15 protein-coding genes are annotated in these 18,528 nt (G+C 27.9%); 11 read left to right on the top strand and 4 right to left on the bottom strand.

All coding sequences use genetic code 11. The features are described 5' to 3' along the window. The first annotated feature begins 406 nt into the window (after positions 1–406). Complete coding sequence (locus BHAMNSH16_RS02860; RefSeq protein ID WP_069731735.1) at positions 407–631, top strand: hypothetical protein; 225 nt, start codon at positions 407–409, stop codon at positions 629–631. Between the two features lie 4 nt (positions 632–635). After that, positions 636–1,013 carry a sigma-70 family RNA polymerase sigma factor gene (locus BHAMNSH16_RS02855; RefSeq protein WP_008730934.1) on the top strand — a complete coding sequence of 126 codons (378 nt, stop codon included), beginning with the start codon at positions 636–638 and terminating at the stop codon, positions 1,011–1,013. Positions 1,014–1,113: 100 nt separating this feature from the next. Here BHAMNSH16_RS02855 and BHAMNSH16_RS02850 read toward each other — a convergent pair whose 3' ends face one another. Further along, the gene (locus tag BHAMNSH16_RS02850; protein ID WP_008730936.1) at positions 1,114–1,986 is read right to left on the bottom strand and encodes a flagellin N-terminal helical domain-containing protein; all 873 of its coding nucleotides are present in this window, start codon (positions 1,984–1,986) and stop codon (positions 1,114–1,116) included. Positions 1,987–2,737: 751 nt separating this feature from the next. Here BHAMNSH16_RS02850 and BHAMNSH16_RS02845 point away from each other — a divergent pair. The 5 genes from BHAMNSH16_RS02845 to BHAMNSH16_RS02825 all read left to right on the top strand — a co-directional run bounded on the left by BHAMNSH16_RS02845 (position 2,738) and on the right by BHAMNSH16_RS02825 (position 9,650). Beyond that, on the top strand, positions 2,738–4,870 hold the full coding sequence (locus tag BHAMNSH16_RS02845; RefSeq protein WP_069731734.1) for an ankyrin repeat domain-containing protein: 2,133 nt from the start codon (positions 2,738–2,740) through the stop codon (positions 4,868–4,870). Between the two features lie 590 nt (positions 4,871–5,460). After that, the gene (locus tag BHAMNSH16_RS02840; RefSeq protein WP_008727191.1) at positions 5,461–7,386 is read left to right on the top strand and encodes a methyl-accepting chemotaxis protein; all 1,926 of its coding nucleotides are present in this window, start codon (positions 5,461–5,463) and stop codon (positions 7,384–7,386) included. 150 nt (positions 7,387–7,536) lie between these two features. Then, positions 7,537–8,196, top strand: coding sequence for an electron transport complex subunit RsxE (rsxE, locus tag BHAMNSH16_RS02835; RefSeq protein WP_008727193.1), 660 nt, complete (start codon positions 7,537–7,539; stop codon positions 8,194–8,196). Beyond that, positions 8,189–8,770, top strand: a complete 582-nt coding sequence (gene rsxA, locus BHAMNSH16_RS02830) for an electron transport complex subunit RsxA (RefSeq protein WP_008727194.1) — start codon at positions 8,189–8,191, stop codon at positions 8,768–8,770. The genes rsxE and rsxA overlap by 8 nt, the downstream gene beginning before the upstream one ends. Before the next feature lie 37 nt (positions 8,771–8,807). Beyond that, positions 8,808–9,650 (top strand): RnfABCDGE type electron transport complex subunit B, encoded by an 843-nt coding sequence (locus tag BHAMNSH16_RS02825; protein WP_008727195.1) that lies wholly within the window; start codon positions 8,808–8,810, stop codon positions 9,648–9,650. Positions 9,651–9,717: 67 nt separating this feature from the next. Here the strand turns inward: BHAMNSH16_RS02825 and BHAMNSH16_RS02820 are convergent, their stop codons facing one another. Further along, entirely contained in the window at positions 9,718–10,200 is a 483-nt protein-coding gene (locus BHAMNSH16_RS02820) for a GNAT family N-acetyltransferase (RefSeq protein ID WP_039953876.1), read from the bottom strand. A gap of 207 nt (positions 10,201–10,407) precedes the next feature. On the opposite strand from BHAMNSH16_RS02820, the gene BHAMNSH16_RS02815 reads away from it, so the two are divergent. From BHAMNSH16_RS02815 to BHAMNSH16_RS02810, 3 genes are all read left to right on the top strand, one after another. Further along, positions 10,408–11,751 carry an MATE family efflux transporter gene (locus tag BHAMNSH16_RS02815; RefSeq protein WP_008727197.1) on the top strand — a complete coding sequence of 448 codons (1,344 nt, stop codon included), beginning with the start codon at positions 10,408–10,410 and terminating at the stop codon, positions 11,749–11,751. 71 nt (positions 11,752–11,822) lie between these two features. After that, on the top strand, positions 11,823–12,203 hold the full coding sequence (locus BHAMNSH16_RS14455; protein ID WP_241033640.1) for an FAD-binding protein: 381 nt from the start codon (positions 11,823–11,825) through the stop codon (positions 12,201–12,203). A gap of 86 nt (positions 12,204–12,289) precedes the next feature. Continuing rightward, complete coding sequence (locus BHAMNSH16_RS02810; protein ID WP_308461618.1) at positions 12,290–13,456, top strand: FAD-binding protein; 1,167 nt, start codon at positions 12,290–12,292, stop codon at positions 13,454–13,456. A 63-nt stretch (positions 13,457–13,519) separates the two neighbouring features. Here BHAMNSH16_RS02810 and BHAMNSH16_RS02805 read toward each other — a convergent pair whose 3' ends face one another. Further along, entirely contained in the window at positions 13,520–14,563 is a 1,044-nt protein-coding gene (locus tag BHAMNSH16_RS02805; RefSeq protein WP_008727198.1) for an NAD(P)-dependent alcohol dehydrogenase, read from the bottom strand. Between the two features lie 486 nt (positions 14,564–15,049). After that, positions 15,050–16,303 (bottom strand): MiaB/RimO family radical SAM methylthiotransferase, encoded by a 1,254-nt coding sequence (locus BHAMNSH16_RS02800; RefSeq protein WP_008727199.1) that lies wholly within the window; start codon positions 16,301–16,303, stop codon positions 15,050–15,052. 284 nt (positions 16,304–16,587) lie between these two features. Between BHAMNSH16_RS02800 and ftsZ the strand changes: the two genes are divergently transcribed. After that, the gene (gene ftsZ, locus BHAMNSH16_RS02795) at positions 16,588–18,528 is read left to right on the top strand and encodes a cell division protein FtsZ (RefSeq protein ID WP_069731733.1); all 1,941 of its coding nucleotides are present in this window, start codon (positions 16,588–16,590) and stop codon (positions 18,526–18,528) included.

Raw genomic sequence — 18,528 nt, 5'->3', positions numbered from 1 at the left:
CTCCTTTTTTCATGCATAAATTCATAAATTAAATAAAACTTGGGCGGGTATGCTTTTTTTGTTTAAGTATCTAGTATAAATAAAGCTAAAAAATTCAAATTAATACAATAAGTATAAAGGGTGGGGTATGTAAATAATTTTTTAAACCTATTTTTAATTGTGTTTTTTAGTTATATAAATAATATTTAAAATTGACTTATTGAAAAAATTCTTTATAAAATTAAATATAAGATTTATTTAATAGAAATTTTAAGTTATATGTATTAAATGTAATGTGTAATCATATTATTATATAATAAATTTAAATATAATATATAAAAATATAATATATATGGTTGTAATAAATTGATATTTAATATATAGTATTCTTATACAGTATAGAAAAATACTGTAATAGGAGTATGACATGAAAACTTTTCAAAAAAACATCTATTACAAAAAACTCATCAAAAACATATTAGACAATATTAAGGAGGACGATTTTTTTTACAACAAAAAAGCTAATTGGGAGGAATGGGTAATAATGCGTGTTGATGTAAATAATGCCATTAGACAGTTAGAAGATATTGATATAGAAAATTATAAGCCTGAAATTCTTGATAAAATATTATGTATTTTAAAGGAGTATTAATATAATGTGTAACTTATGTTCTAAATATGACACCTGTAAAAAACTTTGTAATGATGTGTTAAAAGAGATTAATAAGAGTTTAGGTACTAGGAAAGTTAATTTAGATAGAACGGACAGCAGGGAAAGCATATTAACGAATGATGATCTGGATAATATACTTTATACAAATGCTTTAACAGACAGTGAATACAGCAGGGTTTCAAATTTAATAATAGCTATACTTACGCCAAAACAAAAAAGAATAATGAAATTATTTGCAGAGGGAATGAGTCAGGAGGAGCTTGCAAAATCACTTAATGTAACTCAGTCGGCAGTATCTCAATACTTAAGTGCTATAAAAAGAGAGATATCAAAACAGTTTAATATGGTAATAAATATATAATTTTAGAAACTTTGATAATTAGCTAAAAAATAAAAAGGGGGCATTCGATTAAGAATGTCCCCTATATGGTTAATATTACAAAACTAATTGAAAATATTAATTATTGTAATAATCTAAGAGCACCTTGTGGTAACTGATTGGCTTGAGCAAGCATAGACAAGTTAGCTTGGTTAAGAATTTGGTCTTTAGCAAGTTTAACTGATGCTTCAGCCATATCTGTATCACGAATTCTGCTTTCAGAAGCCTGCATGTTTTCGTATCCAACCATTAAGCCTTGAGCTGTCATTTCTAATCTGTTTTGATAAGCACCTAAGTCAGATCTTTGTTTTAATACTTTAAGAAGAGCTTCGTCTACCATACCAATTACAGAGTTAGCTTTAGCTGGGCTAGAAACGCTGATGAATGTAGCTGTAACAGCAGGTCCTACTGGGTTTTTAAGTCCAAGAGCTTGGCTGTTCATAGTACCGATATAAACGCGTTTTCTTTCGTCCATATTAGCACCGATGTGCAACCACATAGAAGCTGTAGGAGTGTTTTCACCTGTAGATCTAGCGAATCTTCCAGTTAACATGTTAAGCTTGTTGAATTGAGCTTGAGAAGCAACTCTGTCGATTTCGTCTACTAACTGAGAAACTTCGATTTGTACATAAAGTCTGTCTTCGTCAGTATAGATACCATTAGCAGCTTGTATAGCTAATTCACGAATTCTTTGAAGAATGTTAGTAGTTTCTTCTAAGTATCCTTCAGTAGTTTGAATGAAAGATATACCGTCTTGAGTATTTCTTTCAGCCATACGCAAACCGCGGATCTGAGTTCTCATTTTTTCAGATACTGCTAATCCGCTAGCATCGTCTCCAGCTTGGTTGATTCTCATACCGCTAGAAATTTGAGCTGCATCTTTTTTAAGATCTACTTGGCGGAATTTTAAAGTGCGTTGTGCGTTTATAGCACTTATATTATTGTTGATAACCATATGGTTCCTCCATGAATTATTTATATGTGTTCTTCCCTGAACACATACTTATTATCGGTTATAGCTTTTTAATTATTAATTTTTTTAGTTAAATAAAAATTTTTTTCTTCAGTTTTATTCAAAAATATACATTAATATTATGTTAATATAATTATGTTAATATTTTTATGTATTAAAATTAAGCTTATTACATATAATTATATAACGCACGCAGAGTATAATCATATAATTAAATGCATTTTACTTCTTAGTTTATCATTTAAATACTATTCATTCATCGTGCGGTTAATAAAATTCTCATATTTAATAAAATCTTGGGTGGGTGCTATAATTTCTAATGAAGCTAAGAAATATATGAAAGCTATTATTACAAATTGCAGTATTAAGTATAAAAGGGTGGTGTGTGTAAATAGGTTTTAAATCTATTCTAATTCCCCGCCCATTATACTTTTTATCTAATTTGAAATTTTTGTTTCAAAGTTCTTAAATGTTTTATTAAGAAATTATAGATGCCCGCCCTAGATTTTTTTAATTTTATAATCTGCTCTACGCACGGTTAGCGAAATTTAAAATATAATAGAAATTAGAATTCATAATTAACATATATTTATAACTTTTCTTTGCGTGCGGTGAGGAAATTATTAATTTAATTAAAACTTGGTTTGGTGTGCTTAATAACATATCTTAATTTTAGATTGATTAACCTTATAGTTTTTGATATACTGCACTAAAAATATATTAGAGGTTTATGATGTTTACAAATAAAGAAAAAATTGAATTTTTCAATGCTATAGAAGACGGCAATATTCAGCATATAAAATATTTATTAAACAAAAATAATTATATAAATATAAATATTTTTGGAATAGCAAAAATATTAATTGAACATAAAAATAATAAAAATGTTGCTTCAGAAAAAGATGCTGAAATTGATTTTAAGAATAAAGAGGGATATACTCCCTTAATGATTGCTTCTTACAAAGGAAATGCTGATATAGTAAAACTTTTATTAGAGTATAATGCTTCTGTAGATATGACTAACAATTATAATTATACTGCTTTGATATATGCATGTATTTATGGCAAAGCAGATGTGGTAAAAATTCTTCTTGAACATAAAGCTAATATGTATATAGAGACTACATTAGAAAATAATTATTTAACTGCATTGATGATGGCCTGCAGTGAAAATCATACTGAAATAGTGAGAATATTACTTGAAAATGGATATGACCCTAATTATAAAAATCAAAAAGGAGAAACAGCATTAATATATTATGCCTTAATGAAAAATAATAAACCTAGTAGAGAAACAATAAAAATATTATTAGAGTATGGAGCAGATATAAACGCAAAGGACAATAGAGGCTTTACAGCATTAATATGGGCTTCTTATGCTGGAAAAACTGATTTTGTAAGAGCTTTATTAGAGAATAATGCTGATACAGAAATAAAAAATAATGATGAAGAAAGTACCGCATTAATATATGCATGTGAAAGTATAAATATTGATATGGTTAAAGCTTTACTTGAATATAATGCAAGTCCTAATGTACAAGATAAATGGGGCAGAACTCCTTTGATAATTGCATGTGATTATCGTTCTTATGATATAGCAAAAATATTGTTAGAGCATAATGCTGATATTAATTTATCAGATAATAGAAAAGAAACCCCTCTGATGTATAGTGTAAATGGACATAATATAGAGATTGCTGAGCTTCTTTTGAAATATAATCCTGATTTGACATTAAAAAATAACTATGAAGAAACTGCATTAGATATAGCACATAATAAAAATATTTATCAAGAGAAAATGGTAAAATTAATATTAGATGCTTCATCCAAAGAAATAAAATTTTTATATGCAGTTATTGAAAATAAAATAGATGATGTTTTGAAATATATTTCTGAAGGAGTTGATATTAATAATGCTGTATACGGGAAATATGGATTTAATGCATTACTTTTAGCTTCACGCAGTCATTATGAAGAAATAATAAAAATATTATTAGAACATAATGCTGATGTTAATTTTAGAAGTTATTTAAATAATACAGCTTTAGAATATATTTCTAATAATGACAATAATTTTGATATAGCAGAGGAGTTTATAAAAAGAGGAGCAGATGTAAATGCTATGGATAATGATGGTATTACTCCTTTAATGTGTGCTGCTTCTTATAATGCTGAAAAAATATTAAACTTATTAATAGAAAATAATGCTGATATTAATATTCAAACTAAATTAGGTTCTAGTGCTTTAATTCTTGCTGCTATGCATAATCATATTAATATAGTAAAAATTTTAATAGAAAATAAAGCTGATGTATTTGCAAGAGATGCTTATGGAAGAAGAGCATTATATTATGCTGGCAGAAATGAAAATTGTGATATGTTTAACATTTTTAAAAGTTATCATGATAAAGAATATAAGAGAAACTCCAAATTTCTTAATAGCGTTTCATACGGAGAAATTGAAAAAGTATTAAAATACATATCAAAAGGAATAGATGTTAACTTTCAAGATGATTTTGGAGATACGCCTTTAACTCTTGTTGAAAAGAGAAAAATTGCAAAAATATTATTAGATAATAATGCAGATATTAATAAAAGAGGAAAAAACGGATATACCCCTCTAATGGCTGCTGTTAAGAAAGAACATGTAAAACTTGCAGAGTTTTTTATAAAAAATAATGCTGATATTAATATGACAGACCCTGAAGGAAATACGGCATTAGTTATAGCAGCTCAAAAGAAAAATGCTTACATATTTGAACTTTTACTAAAAAATGGAGCGGATCTATCTATAAATAAAGATATAGAGTTGATGATAGTTTGCAATGATGAAATGGAAAGCATATTTGAAAAATACAGCAAGTGATTTTTTACTTTTTATAATTGCCCGCCCTAGATTTTTTAAATTTAAAAATTTCCTACACGCACGGTTAGCAAAATTTCAAATATAATAAAAATTAGGATTTGCATATAACATATATTTATAGCTTTACTCTGCGTGCGTTGCGGAAGTTATAAATTTAAATAAAACTTGGGTGGGTATTCTGTTTACAAATTGATTTTTAAAAAATAATATTCTATTAAAATCATAAAAAAGCTTTAAATTTATGGGGTGGGGTGTGTAAATAAATTTTTAATCTATTTTCATTCCCCGCCCTTTAGATTTTTTGCTTATTTTTAATATTTTATGTAAAATTTTCTTAATGCTCTATTAATAAATTATAGAAGCCCACCCTAGTTTTATATATATTTACATCGTTTTTGTAAATTATATGTTTAAGTAATGAAATTTTATTATTTATATTAAATGAATGTATGTATTATTGTTATAATTAAATTATTTAGGAATTTGATTTTTTTATATTTTTTGACTATATTATATCTTATAAAAAATAATTAGTTTTTTAAAAAATATCTAAATTTTTTTTAGTTTATTTTTTATGTGGTTTATGTATTATGAAAATAAATAATCTTTCCTTTAGAATACCTTTTATAATTTCAATTACTTTTATATTATGCATGTTTATTATAGTTCTTATAATTACAATAGTAAGTTCTAATTCTATAGAAGATACGGCGATAAAAGGACTTAGAGTTGCGGCTAAATCGTATTCTGATATGATTGATTTATATTTTTCAGAAAAACGCTTGGTTATGGATTTATATTCTAAAGACCCAAATCTTTCAAGATATTTAGTCAATCCAACAGAAGAAAATAAATTGGCAGCGGAAGAATCATTAAAGGAATTTACTAGAGAGGTTTCAGATACACAGGTTTTTTATAATTATTCTCTTGTAAATTTTGATGCTAATATAATACTCGATTCTATAGGCGGAAAACTGCTTCATATAAACTATGGAAAAAATTCATCTGATTGGACTAGATTTAGAGATACAGGATATGATTTTGCCGGAAGAGATTTAATTCAGCCTTCTTCAGCCAATCCTCTTAATGCTATATGTGTTATATGGAAAGGTGTTAAAGATGAAAATGGAAAGGTTGTAGGGGTTTTGAATAGTTCTATTAATTGGATGAAGTTTATATCAGATTATATTACCCCAAGTCAATTAGGACGAACAGGCTCTATAACTATTATAGATAAGAATAAAAACATAATAGCACATAATGATACAAATAAACTATACATATATGAAAGTAATATAATAGGTACATCAGCTTATGAGAGAAAGCCTGAAACTATAAGAGAAAGAGAGGATAAATTTTTTCAGTATGTTTTGGATAATAAAGAAGGTATTTTGGAATATGTAGATGATAATAATGTGTCAGAAATATCTTTATTCAATCCTATAAATAATACTCCTTGGTATCTTATAGTAAGCTACAGTCAAGATGAAATTTACGGAGATAAGAATAAACTAACAAAAATAGTTATAATTATAGCCATTGTTATGTCTGTTATAATTTGTTTTATTGGTAAATTGATAGCGAGATCTATAATTTTGCCTTTAAATATGGTTGTAGATGAAGCTGATAATATATCTAATGGTCATATAGCTAATAATAATAATATTTCATGCAGTACTAGAAAAGATGAAATAGGGGTACTTATGTGCAGCTTTTATAATATGAAATTAGCATTAATGAATGCTGTTAATACTGCCAATAGTATTGCAGCAGATACAAAAAATAAAGCCGGAGAGATATCATCAAAGAATAATAAGCTGCATGCTGAAACAGAAAATAATTCTTATAAAATGCAGGAAACTTCAAACATAACTAATAATATAGGGGATTCTGTATTAGAAACTACTAATTATGCTAATGAACTTATTAATATAATGAAAGATGCTAATAATTCCATAGATATGGCTGACAACAGTATTTCTGAAGCTGCAGATAATGCTAATTCAGTAAGTGAAGCTAGTAATAAAATAAAAGATATTACAAAGGTAATAGAAAATATTGCTTTTCAAACAAATATATTAGCTTTAAATGCATCTGTAGAAGCAGCAAGGGCTGGTGAAAATGGAAGAGGTTTTTCTGTTGTAGCAAATGAAGTTAGAAATTTAGCACAAAGCACATCAGGTTCAGTTAAAGATATATCCTCTCTTATAGAGGAGAGTCAGAAGCGTATAGAATTAGCGGCTAAGTCTACGAATCAATCTAAGGAATTATTCAATGATATGAAAGGAAAGCTAGAAAAAGCCTATTCTTTACTTTCCAATTTCAGCAGTGCCTTAAAACTGCAGAAAGATGGTATAGATTCCATTAGTTCTCATATACTAAATATGGAAGATATTTCAAGAAATAATACTGAATTGGCAGAAGATGTAAGTGAAATTTCTGAAGAATTAGAGGAATTATCTATAAAGTTGGAAGAAGCTATGTCATTTTTCAAAATCAAAGATGATGTTAAGTGATAAAATATATAAAAATATAGTTGTTAATATAAAATTTTGTTGAAATTTAGATATAATTAATGACTTGTAAATCATAATTTTACTTGAAAAAATTATGATTTATGATACAATGTAGTAGTGTAATCTTAATTAAATCAAGGTTAAATTATTATGAAAAATTCTCAGGTATTTATGGAAGGTGTTTGGAAAAATAATCCTACCTTCGTTCAGGTTCTTGGTATGTGTCCTAGTTTGGCAGTTACAAGCAGCGTAATGAATGCTATAGGTATGTCTGTAGCTACTATATTCGTTTTGGTTTGTTCTTCTGCCTTAATCTCTCTTATTAAGAAGATTTATGCTAATGAAGTTAGAATCATGGGATACATAGTGGTTATAGCAGCTTTCGTTACTTTGACAGATATTGTTATGAAAGCTAAGTTTTATACATTATCTTTGGCATTAGGTCCGTATATTCCGCTTATAGTTGTAAACTGTATAATATTAGGAAGGGCAGAGGCTTTTGCTAATAAAAACGGAATTATACCTAGTATTTTTGATGCTTTAGGTAATGGTGTAGGTTTCTTTATTGCTTTAACATTACTTGCTTCTATCAGAGAGATTTTAGGTAATGGTACTTGGCTCGGATTTGATATAGTAGGTACTTTAAGAGGTTTCTTTGAGTCTGCTATGCCTTTTGCTTTGAATGCATATAATGAAATTACTACTCCTTGGGTTGTTATGATTATGGCTCCTGGTGCTTTCTTCACTTTAGGAACTTTAATTGCTATTAAAAGAGCTATAGATGCTAGAGGAGGAAAAGCTAATGGTTAATTTAATTTTATTATTTGTAGCAACTGTTTTAGTTAATAATTTCGTTTTAACTAAATTTTTAGGTATATGTCCGTTTTTAGGCGTATCCAACAAATTAGATTCAGCAATAAGTATGGGTATTGCCGTTACTTTCGTATTGGTTTTGACTGCTGCTGTTAGCTGGATGATACAATACTATATATTAGTACCTTTTAAAATAGAATTTTTACAAACTATACTTTTCATTATAGTAATTGCGGCTTTGGTACAATTTGTTGAAATGGTTGTAAGAAAAACAAGCGAAAGTTTATATTTGGCTTTAGGTATATTCCTTCCTCTTATTACTACTAACTGCTGTGTATTAGGATTAGCTTTATTTGGAGTTTTATATAAATATAACTTTATACAAAATATAGTATTCGCTTTAGGTGCAGGAGTTGGCTTTACATTAGCTTTAGTTATAATGGCTAGTATAAGAGAGCGTTTAATGACTGCAGATATACCGGAAGCTTTCAAAGGTCCTGCTATGCCTTTCATCACAGCAGGTATACTTGCACTTATTTTCTATGGTTTTTCCGGAATAATAAAAATATGATTTTGAGTGTTAGAAGTATTTTATAAGGATAATAAAAATGATGACATCTGTTTTAGTAGCTTCAATATCTTCAGGCTTAATTGCTTTGATATTGGCTGTTTTATTAATATTTTCTTCAAAAATTTTCAGAGTTGAAGTAGATGAAAGAGTTACAACACTTACTGAAATGCTTCCCGGTGCTAACTGCGGCGGATGCGGTTTTCCGGGCTGTGCACAGTTTGCTAAGGCTTTAGTTGATGATAAAGCTCCTGTAGACGGCTGTTCTGTAGGCGGTGCTGATACTGCTTCTAAAGTTGCTGATTTCTTGGGTAAGGCAGCTCCTGAGCAAAAAGAGAAAACAAGAGCATATATTTTCTGTCATGGACATAATGGTATAGCTAAATCTAATAAAGTTTATACTGGTGCTGAAACTTGCGTATCTGCTGTTATGGCAGGAGGAAATAAAGAATGTTCTTATGGATGTGTTGGCTTTTATGATTGTATGAACGCTTGCGAATTTGGAGCAATTATCAGAGATGAAGAAACAGGAATGCCTGTTATAGTTGAAGATAAATGTGTTTCATGCAGTGCTTGTGTTAAAGCTTGCCCTCAGAAACTTATTGAGATTCACCCAGTTTCTCAAGATATACATGTTTATTGTAAATCTAAAGATAAAGGTCCTATAGCTAAAAAGGCTTGCGACAGAGCTTGTATAGGATGTAATATATGCGTTAAAAATACTAAAGAAGGCGGTATGAAAGTTGACAATTATCTTGCTATAGTGAATTATGCAGATTATGTTGTTACAAATGAGAGTATAGCTAAATGTCCTACTAAAGCTATTACTGATGAGAAAGTAAATTCAGTAAAAAGCCTTCCTGTACCTTTAAAAAAAGCATAAAAATTAATTAATTAAAAATTATAAAACAAGGAATATAATTAATAATTATCTTCCTTGTTTTTTATATTTATAAATCTATATAATAAAGTACAATATCTTCATACTCATTATTTTTATTCATATATCCTTTCTCAACAACGCCTATTTTATTGAATCCTATTTTTTCATATAATTTATGTGCATTAATATTTGATATTACAACAGCATTAAATTGAAGTATCTTATATCCTAATTTTTTACCTTGTTTCATAGAATCTCTTACTAATGCTTCTCCTATTCCTTTTCCTCTTGAGTCCTTACTTACAGAATAAGAGGCATTGGATATATGTCCGCATCTTCCTATATTATTCGGATGAAGTATATACACACCGAAAACTTTATCATTATCCACTGCTATACCTGTATAGTCTTGAGAGCTAAAATATTTATTAGCTTCTTCTTCATTAGATAATATTTCTATTTGAGGAAAATATATGCCTTCTTTTATAGTTTCATTCCATATATTCAAAACTTCTTTAATATATTTTATATCGTATTTTATTATCTGCATTTTTATTCCTTTTAGTAATATTAAATTATTATACATTATTATATATTAATTAAAATATTATTATTTAATATTAACTCGTAATATTGACATAAAATAATAATTGACTATAATATATTTAGTCAAAAAACATACTATTAATAATTTATTTTTTATATCTTAATCATTTTCTTTAGTATATGTTTTCTTTTTATTTTAAAGGAATAATAAATGGAACTTAATAATAGAACTTTAATAGAAAGCAGCAGCATAAATTTATTTTCAAAATTTGCAATACCTAGTATATTGGGCATGATAATGGGAAGTACTGCTGTATTTGTGGACGGTTTTTTTGTAGCACATTTTATATCGGCAGAGGCTTTTACTGCAATCAATATAGTATGGCCTATAACTGCTTTGTCTTTCGGTATTTATGTAATGCTTACTATAGGTTCTATTGCTCTTGCAGGAAAATGTATAGGTGAAAATAATATAAGACGGGCCAATTTAATATTTACTCAAACTTTAATCGTAGTTCTTACTATAGCAAGTTTTCCGTTAGTTATAGCATATATATTTAGAGAGAGTCTTCTTCCTTTTTTTGGTGCACATGGAGTAGTTTATGAATTATCATTGGATTATGTGGAGGGTGTACTTTTTGCTACATTTTTTTGGGGAATGGCTTATGTTTTAAGTCAGTTTGTAAGATTAAATGGTTCTCCGAAATTTGCTTCTTCAATGTTTATAATATCATCTTTAGTGAATATGATTTTAGATCCTATTTTTATTATAGTATTTGATTTCGGTATTTCCGGAGCTGCTTGGGCTACTGCAATCTCACAGATAATAGCTTTTTTAATGGGATTATTATATTTCTTTAAACCAAATTGCAGATTGAAGATAATAAAAGTTTATGGAGGATGGATATATATACTGAAAGCAGCATTTAATGGATTTTCTGAGTTTTTAAGCAATTTTTCATCAGGACTCATTCCTTGGCTTTTCAATATAACAGCATACAATATTTCAGGAAATAGAGGCATACTAGTATATTCTGTTGCTAATTATGCAATAATGTTTTTTATAATGCTTGCATATTCTATAGGCGAGGCATTAGAACCTTTGGTAAGTGTTTCTTATGGGGCTAGAAATAAAAATAGAATGAAAGATTTTTTAAAGATATCTGTATTTTTAATTACTTTTATATCGGTATTAAGTTCTATTATACTTTTGATTAATCCTAGTCTGCTTGTTAATACTCTTTTAAAAGATGTTGATAATCAGACTTTTGACGATGCTTTATTTTTTGTAAGAACTTCTATACCTACATTTATAGGAGTTGGAATAAATATTATAATGAGTGCATATTATACTTCTGTTCAAAAGGCAGGAGTTTCTGCAATTGTTGCTGCTTTAAGAAGTATGATTTTACCTGTTGTATTGGTATTAACACTTCCAAATATTTTTGGGTTTATAGGTTTGGTTTTGGTTCTGCCTATAAGCGAAGTATTTACTTTGATAGTTTCTTTGGCATTATATAAAAATAGAAGTGCTGATATTTTAATTGTAGAGTGATTATTTTATAAAAATATTATAATATTGTATTGTAATGAAAAAATAAGATATTAATATATGAGAGTATTGCTATGAATATAAATAAAGAGTTTGATTGTGATGTGTTAATTGTAGGCGGAGGAATAGCCGGACTTATTGCTGCTGAGAGAGCATTAAAAAGTTTTAAGAGAGTATTCCTTGCTGATTCTTTCAAGATTTGTTCAGGGGCTTCTTATTTTCCTCTAAAAGCCACATTAGGCATACAAGCATCAAAAGATAAAAATGATTATAATAAATATTATGAAGATATAACTAATATGGGAAAAGGTGTTGAAAATCCTGAACTTATAAAGACCTATATAAAAAATATTAAAAAAGATGTTTATCTTCTAAAAAGAATTGGTTTTAAACCTTGGCTTAGAAAGGATTCAAGACCTGCTTGTTTTGCTAGATATTCAAGAAATATTTTTTGATTAATGATTGGAATGAAGCTAGAAAAAGAGCAAATAAAATTTTTAGAAAAAATAAAAGATTGAAAATATTTGAATGAAGTTCTTTAATAAGAATCATAAAGAATAATGATAGAGTTTATGGTGCTATATTTCAAAATAAAGATAAATTTTTCTTTATAAAATCTAAAGTAATAATTTTGGCTGCTGGGGGAGTTGCTGGAAATTATAAAAATAGTTTATATCCTAAAAAAATTAATGGTACATGTCATATTGCTGCATTGGATGCAGGAGCTTATGCACAAAATATGGAGTTTATTCAATTTATACCTGCTTATTTAAAGCCTAGATATAATGTTTTATTTGGAGAGCATACTCTTAAATATTGTATTGGTATGTATGATGAGAATAATAAATTAATTTTTGACGGAATAAGCAATGATAAAAATAAAAGATTATGGATTGAAAGAAGCAGTTATGCTCCTTTCAGTACAGATTTTGAAAGCAGTGAAATAGATTTAAAAATACCTTACGGCGGTGTAAGACTAAAATATTCTGAAGATTTATATAAAGATAAAGAAGAGTTTTATACTGTTTATTTAGATTGGCTTAAAAATGAAATGAATATTGATTTATTTAAAGATGAGACTTTAATAACTCATTTTGCCCATAGCTGTAATGGCGGTATTAAAATAGACAGCAATGGATTTACAGGTGTTGCTGGGCTTTATGCGGTTGGTGAATTATCATCTGCTATAGAGGGAGCTAATAGGCTTGGGGGTAATTCTGTAGGAGGTGCTTTAGTATTTGGAAATAATGCTGTAAAGGATGCTTATAAATATATTAAAAATAATAAATTTGATAATAATGATAAAAAATTAAATATTATAGAAAAAGAATTTAATAATTGGATTAATGATATTTCAAAAGATGATAAGAGAAATACTTTGAAAAAAAATGAAGTTCTTAAAAAAATAAGAGAATTAGTAAGTGAAAATTTATCTGTTGCAAGAAGCAGAGAAAAAATAGAAAATTTCTTAACTAAGATAGATGAGATTAGAGGCAATTATAGTATAAAAGAAAATATTAAAGATTGTTCTATAGAAATTTATTTGATTATAGAAAGTGTTAAGATGATTGCTTTGAGTATGCTTGAGAGAGATGAAAGCAGAGGGGCTCATTACAGAGAAGATTTTAAAGATTCCTCATATAAAATTTATAAACTTCAGGTAAAGAGGGAAAATAATAAAACTATAATAAACAGACTTTATATATGATATTAGTCTTACAGATATATAATTAAATTTCATATATCTGTAAGTACTTAAATATTTTATAGATTAAATTTTTATTACTGTTTTTACTATATTCTCTTTATCATTTAGGCTATTATCCAACGCATTTTGCAAATCACTAAATTCATAAATATTGCTTACTATATTTTTTATGTTAATAGCTCCGCTTGATACAGCTTCTATTGATAATGGGAATATATGTCTGTATCTGAATACTGTTTTGAAAGTTAATTCTTTATCCAATGCCAAACCTAAATTCATATTTACCATTCCTGTTTTGCTGTATCCGACTAATACTATAGTAGAACCTTTTTTAGCAAATTCTATAGCCTGATTTGTTACAGATTCGGCACCTGATGTCTCTATAGTTAAATCACTTCCTTTTCCATTTGTTAATTCATAAACTCTTTTAACCACATCTTCTTTGGAAGCATCTATAACTCCGGAAGCCCCCAATTCTAATGCTTTGTCTAAACGCTTTTTTATTATATCTATTACATAAACTTTTGATATTCCGCATGCTTTTAATGACAGCATAGAGCATAAACCTATACATCCTGTACCTGTAACAAATGCAGTTTGTCCTAATTTGGCATCTCCCTGCATAGCCGCATGCATTCCTACAGATAAAGGTTCTATTAAAGAGCCTTCCATAGTAGTTAAATTATCAGGAAGTTTGAAAGATAAATGTTCAGGGTGAGTTACATATTCCTGAAATACTCCATCTATAGGAGGTGTTGCAAAAAATATTACATCAGGACATAGATTGTATTTACCGCTTCGGCAAAACTCGCATTCTCCGCATGTTTTACCCGGTTCTAATGCTACTTTATCTCCTACTTTTAAATGTTTAACCTTATCTCCTATTTCTACCACTGTACCGCTGCATTCATGTCCCAAAACAAATGGAGGCTTTACAATATACTTTCCTATAGCTCCATGTTCATAGTAATGCAAATCAGAACCGCAAACTCCTACATATTCTAATTTTACTAAAACTTCATCATTCTTGGGTTTTGGTATATCTCTTTCTATGAAATCAATTTTTTGTAAATCTGTCATAACAGCTACTTTCATTTTAGAATTCATTTTTTATTCTCCATTAGAAATATATTAAATACTTTTATAAAATATAAAACTAAAACAACTATTGTCAAGTGGTAGTTTAGATTTATTTAATGAAATTTTATATGAAATGCTATATATGAAGCAAAGCTGATTATAATATTCACTCTAATGGAATATATTTTGAAAAGTTACTTCATTATTATTCTGTATTTTTAATACTAAGCGTATAATAAGTTATATATTATTCTGATTTATCTATTATTCCAAGTATTAGACTTAAATTAATTATTTCAGTATGTAAATATGCAGTCCTTTCCTATGCAAATATAGAGGCTGGCTACTACCAACAAATAAATAAAATTTTTAAATACATTTTTGACAAACTTAAAAATTTTTAGTATGTAATCATTAATAATATATAATTTTTAGCTTTTGCAAAGTCATACTTAGTCGTACGAAATAAAAATTTAAACAAATATAGAAAAACTAGTATTTTTCATTATATACTTATTCACAGAGCATAATACCGCCTTCATATTTCAATGCCTTTGCAATTGTAAGTTCTTTTTTGTTTAGAGAGGATTCACTGTGAAGTTTGCATTTTAAGTATTCGGCACTTGTTCCTATATAGTTATTGTCTGATAAAGTTTTTTCTATTATTATTTTTAGATTTCTTCCTTCGGCATTTTTGTAGTATAAATCTTTTAATTTGCCGTTTAGAGTATTTAATATTTTAGCTCTTTTTAATTTTGTTCTGTATCCAACTTGAGAGTCCATTTTTGAAGAAGGAGTATTTTCTCTGTTAGAATATCTAAATATGTGAATCTTTATGAACTTTGACTTTTCGCATAAATCATAAGTATCATTAAAATCATTATTTTCTTCATGAGGAAAACCAACCATTACATCGCTGCTTATTGCCATATTTGAATTAGTTTTGTATAGTTTTTCTGTAACTGATAAATAATCTTCTCTTGTGTATCTTCTGTTCATAAGTTTAAGTATTTTATTGCTTCCAGATTGAAGCGGTATATGTGCATGAGGACAAAGTACATCATCATTTTTAAATAGGTTTATAAGGTTGTCATCAAAATAAAGCGGTTCTACAGATGAAAGCCTTATTCTTATGCCGTATTTTGAAGAATGTTCTAATATTTGAGTGAGTATATTATAGAAGCTAATTTCATTATTGTAATTGTATGAACCTAAATTAAGTCCTGTTAATACTATTTCTTTATAACCGTAATCATTAGCCATTTTTACAGCATCAAATATTTTTTGAGGCTCTACACTTCTATGAGTACCTCTTACCCTTGAAACTATGCAGTAAGTACAGAATACTTCGCATCCGTCCTGTATTTTTAAATATGCTCTGCTTTGCTCCTGAGGAAAAAATATTGGATTATTTATTTTGTTTTCTAAGTTATTATGCATCGTATTAAATATTATTTCAGAAGCCTCTTCTTTTTTTTCATTTGGTATGAGTATAATATTATCCTGTATGATAGAGGAGTCTTTATCTTTTTTTGAAACATAACATCCTATTAGAAATACTTTTTTTTGGGATATGTCTCCAAGTTTTTCTAAATAGGCAATGAGTTTTTTATCGCTGTCATTAGTAACAGTGCATGTATTTATAGCTATTGCATCGGCATTATTTAATTCTGTGATGTTTGCCCCCATATTTCTTAATTCATAAGATATTTTCTCACTTTCATATTGATTTAGCCGGCATCCAAAAGTATGTAAATGTATGTTCATAAATATTCTCTTGCTTGTAAATAGTATTAATTCTTTATTAGTATATATTAAAATCTATAATAACTCAAATATTTTAAAAAGATTTAATTAACATAATATTTTTTGTAATTAAAAAATAAAAGAATCCGATTAACATAATAACATATTTTTTTTATTTTTACTACTTGCGGAATTTGACAATTATGTTAATATAATTATGTTTATTGAAATATGTTTATTATAAATTTATTTTTAATTAAAGGAATTTTAATTAAAAATTCTATTATATAGCAAGGGGAGTTGCAATGAATCCTAACTATCGCATAGAATTGGCAGACAATATGAAAGGGAGCGAAAAAATGGCATTTAATAATGATTCTTCATCATTAGATACTGTAATAAAAGTAATAGGTATCGGAAACGGCGGCTGCAATGCTGTAAACAGAATGATAGAAGAAGGCTTAAAAGATGTAGAGTTTATTGCTATGAATACAGATGCTCAAGCATTATCCCGTTCTAATGCTCCTACAAGAATAGTTTTAGGAGACAGAGTAACTCAGGGACTAGGGGCAGGTACAGATCCTGAAAAAGGTGCTGAGGCTGCCAGAGAGGATATTGCCAATATAGAAGAAGTTGTAAACGGAGCTAATTTGGTATTTATTGCAAGCAGTTTCGGAGGCGGTACAGGAACGGGAGCAAGCCCTGTAGTTGCTGAAGCAGCCAAAAAAGCAGGGGCTTTAACTATAGGAGTTGTAACTAAGCCTTTTGAATATGAAGGTAAATTGAAAATGAGCCGTGCTGAGTCTGGAATTGATAAAATGCTTACTGTAGTAGACTCTCTTATAATAATACCTAATGAAAACCTTTATGATATGGTTGATATGGATAATTACAGTTATGAAGAGGCATTATCAGTTGTAGATGATGTGCTTCGTCAGGGCGTACAAGGAATATCCGATATAATAACTCAAACAGGATTCATTAATGTTGACTTTGCAGATGTTAAGACTATGATTTCCCTATCTAATGGAAGAGCTCATTTAGGTATAGGTGTAGGTAAGGGAGATGAAAGACTTCAAAAAGCTATAACTAATGCATTTGAAAATCCTCTTTTAGATGTTTCAAGCATAAAAAATGCAAGAGGTATACTTGCAAATATAGTTTGTCCTAAAGATTTTGCTATGAAAGAGTATAGAGAGGCTAGTAAAATCATTAATAATTATGCTAATGATAATGCTAATATAAAAATAGGGGTTTGTCCTAAAGAAGAGCTTAAAGATGAAATTATCGTTACAATAGTTGCTACAGGATTTGATGCTAATTCTAAGAATAATTCTGAAAATAAAGATATAGATTCAAATGCTAATGATATAATAAATAAATCTGCATCATCAAATAAAAGTGAAATTATAAATAATAATAATAATTCTAATAGTTCTAATGATGTATCTGCTAATAATTCATATTCTCCTGCTGTTGATACTAATAATAAAAAAGAAGAGGATATAAGCAGCAGTAAAAATGAAATTAATAAAGCAGAAGTAAGTGAAAAGATAATATCTGAGAGTAAAATATCATCAAAAAATATAGCTGAAAATATAGTTGATATAGATAATATAAATACAATAGTCAAAGAACCTCAGGAAGGACATGAAGTAGAACTTGAAACTTTGAATATTAATTCAGAAATTAATATAGAAAAAGATGAATCAGTAGAAGCAGTAATAGAAAAAAATGAAGCAGTAATAGAAGAAGAGAAAGAGGAAATTAAAGAAAATGTATTAATTTCAAATAATAATGATAAAGTTCAAGAAACCAAAGAATATAAATTTGAAAATTATATTAGAAATCTTAAAAAACCTCTAATAACTAAAGCAAATAGATTTAATAATCTCAATGATAGTATCACTGTAAATAATAATGAAGAAGAAAATGATAATAAAAAAGATATTAAAGAAACATTTAATAGAACTATAGTTAATAATAATTCAGAGTATGCTCATAGATATGAAACAAAAGAAAGAATATCAGAAGAGATGCGTTTTGAAGAAGAGGAGAAACATAATAATCCCCATTCTGATTATCACAAAAATCCATTTGATATAGTATCAGATGATTATATGGATAAGCATAATAAAATGGGTTCAAAAATGTCTATATTTGGCGAAACTTCTACTATTGATAATGATTTGGAAAAACCGGCATTTTTAAGAAGACAAATACAGGCAAGAAATACTATGAGATAA

The organism is Brachyspira hampsonii, assembly GCF_002214805.1.
Classification (GTDB): domain Bacteria; phylum Spirochaetota; class Brachyspiria; order Brachyspirales; family Brachyspiraceae; genus Brachyspira; species Brachyspira hampsonii.
Note: the sequence above shows the minus strand (reverse complement) of the source record. Positions and strands in the feature narration are given on the sequence as shown.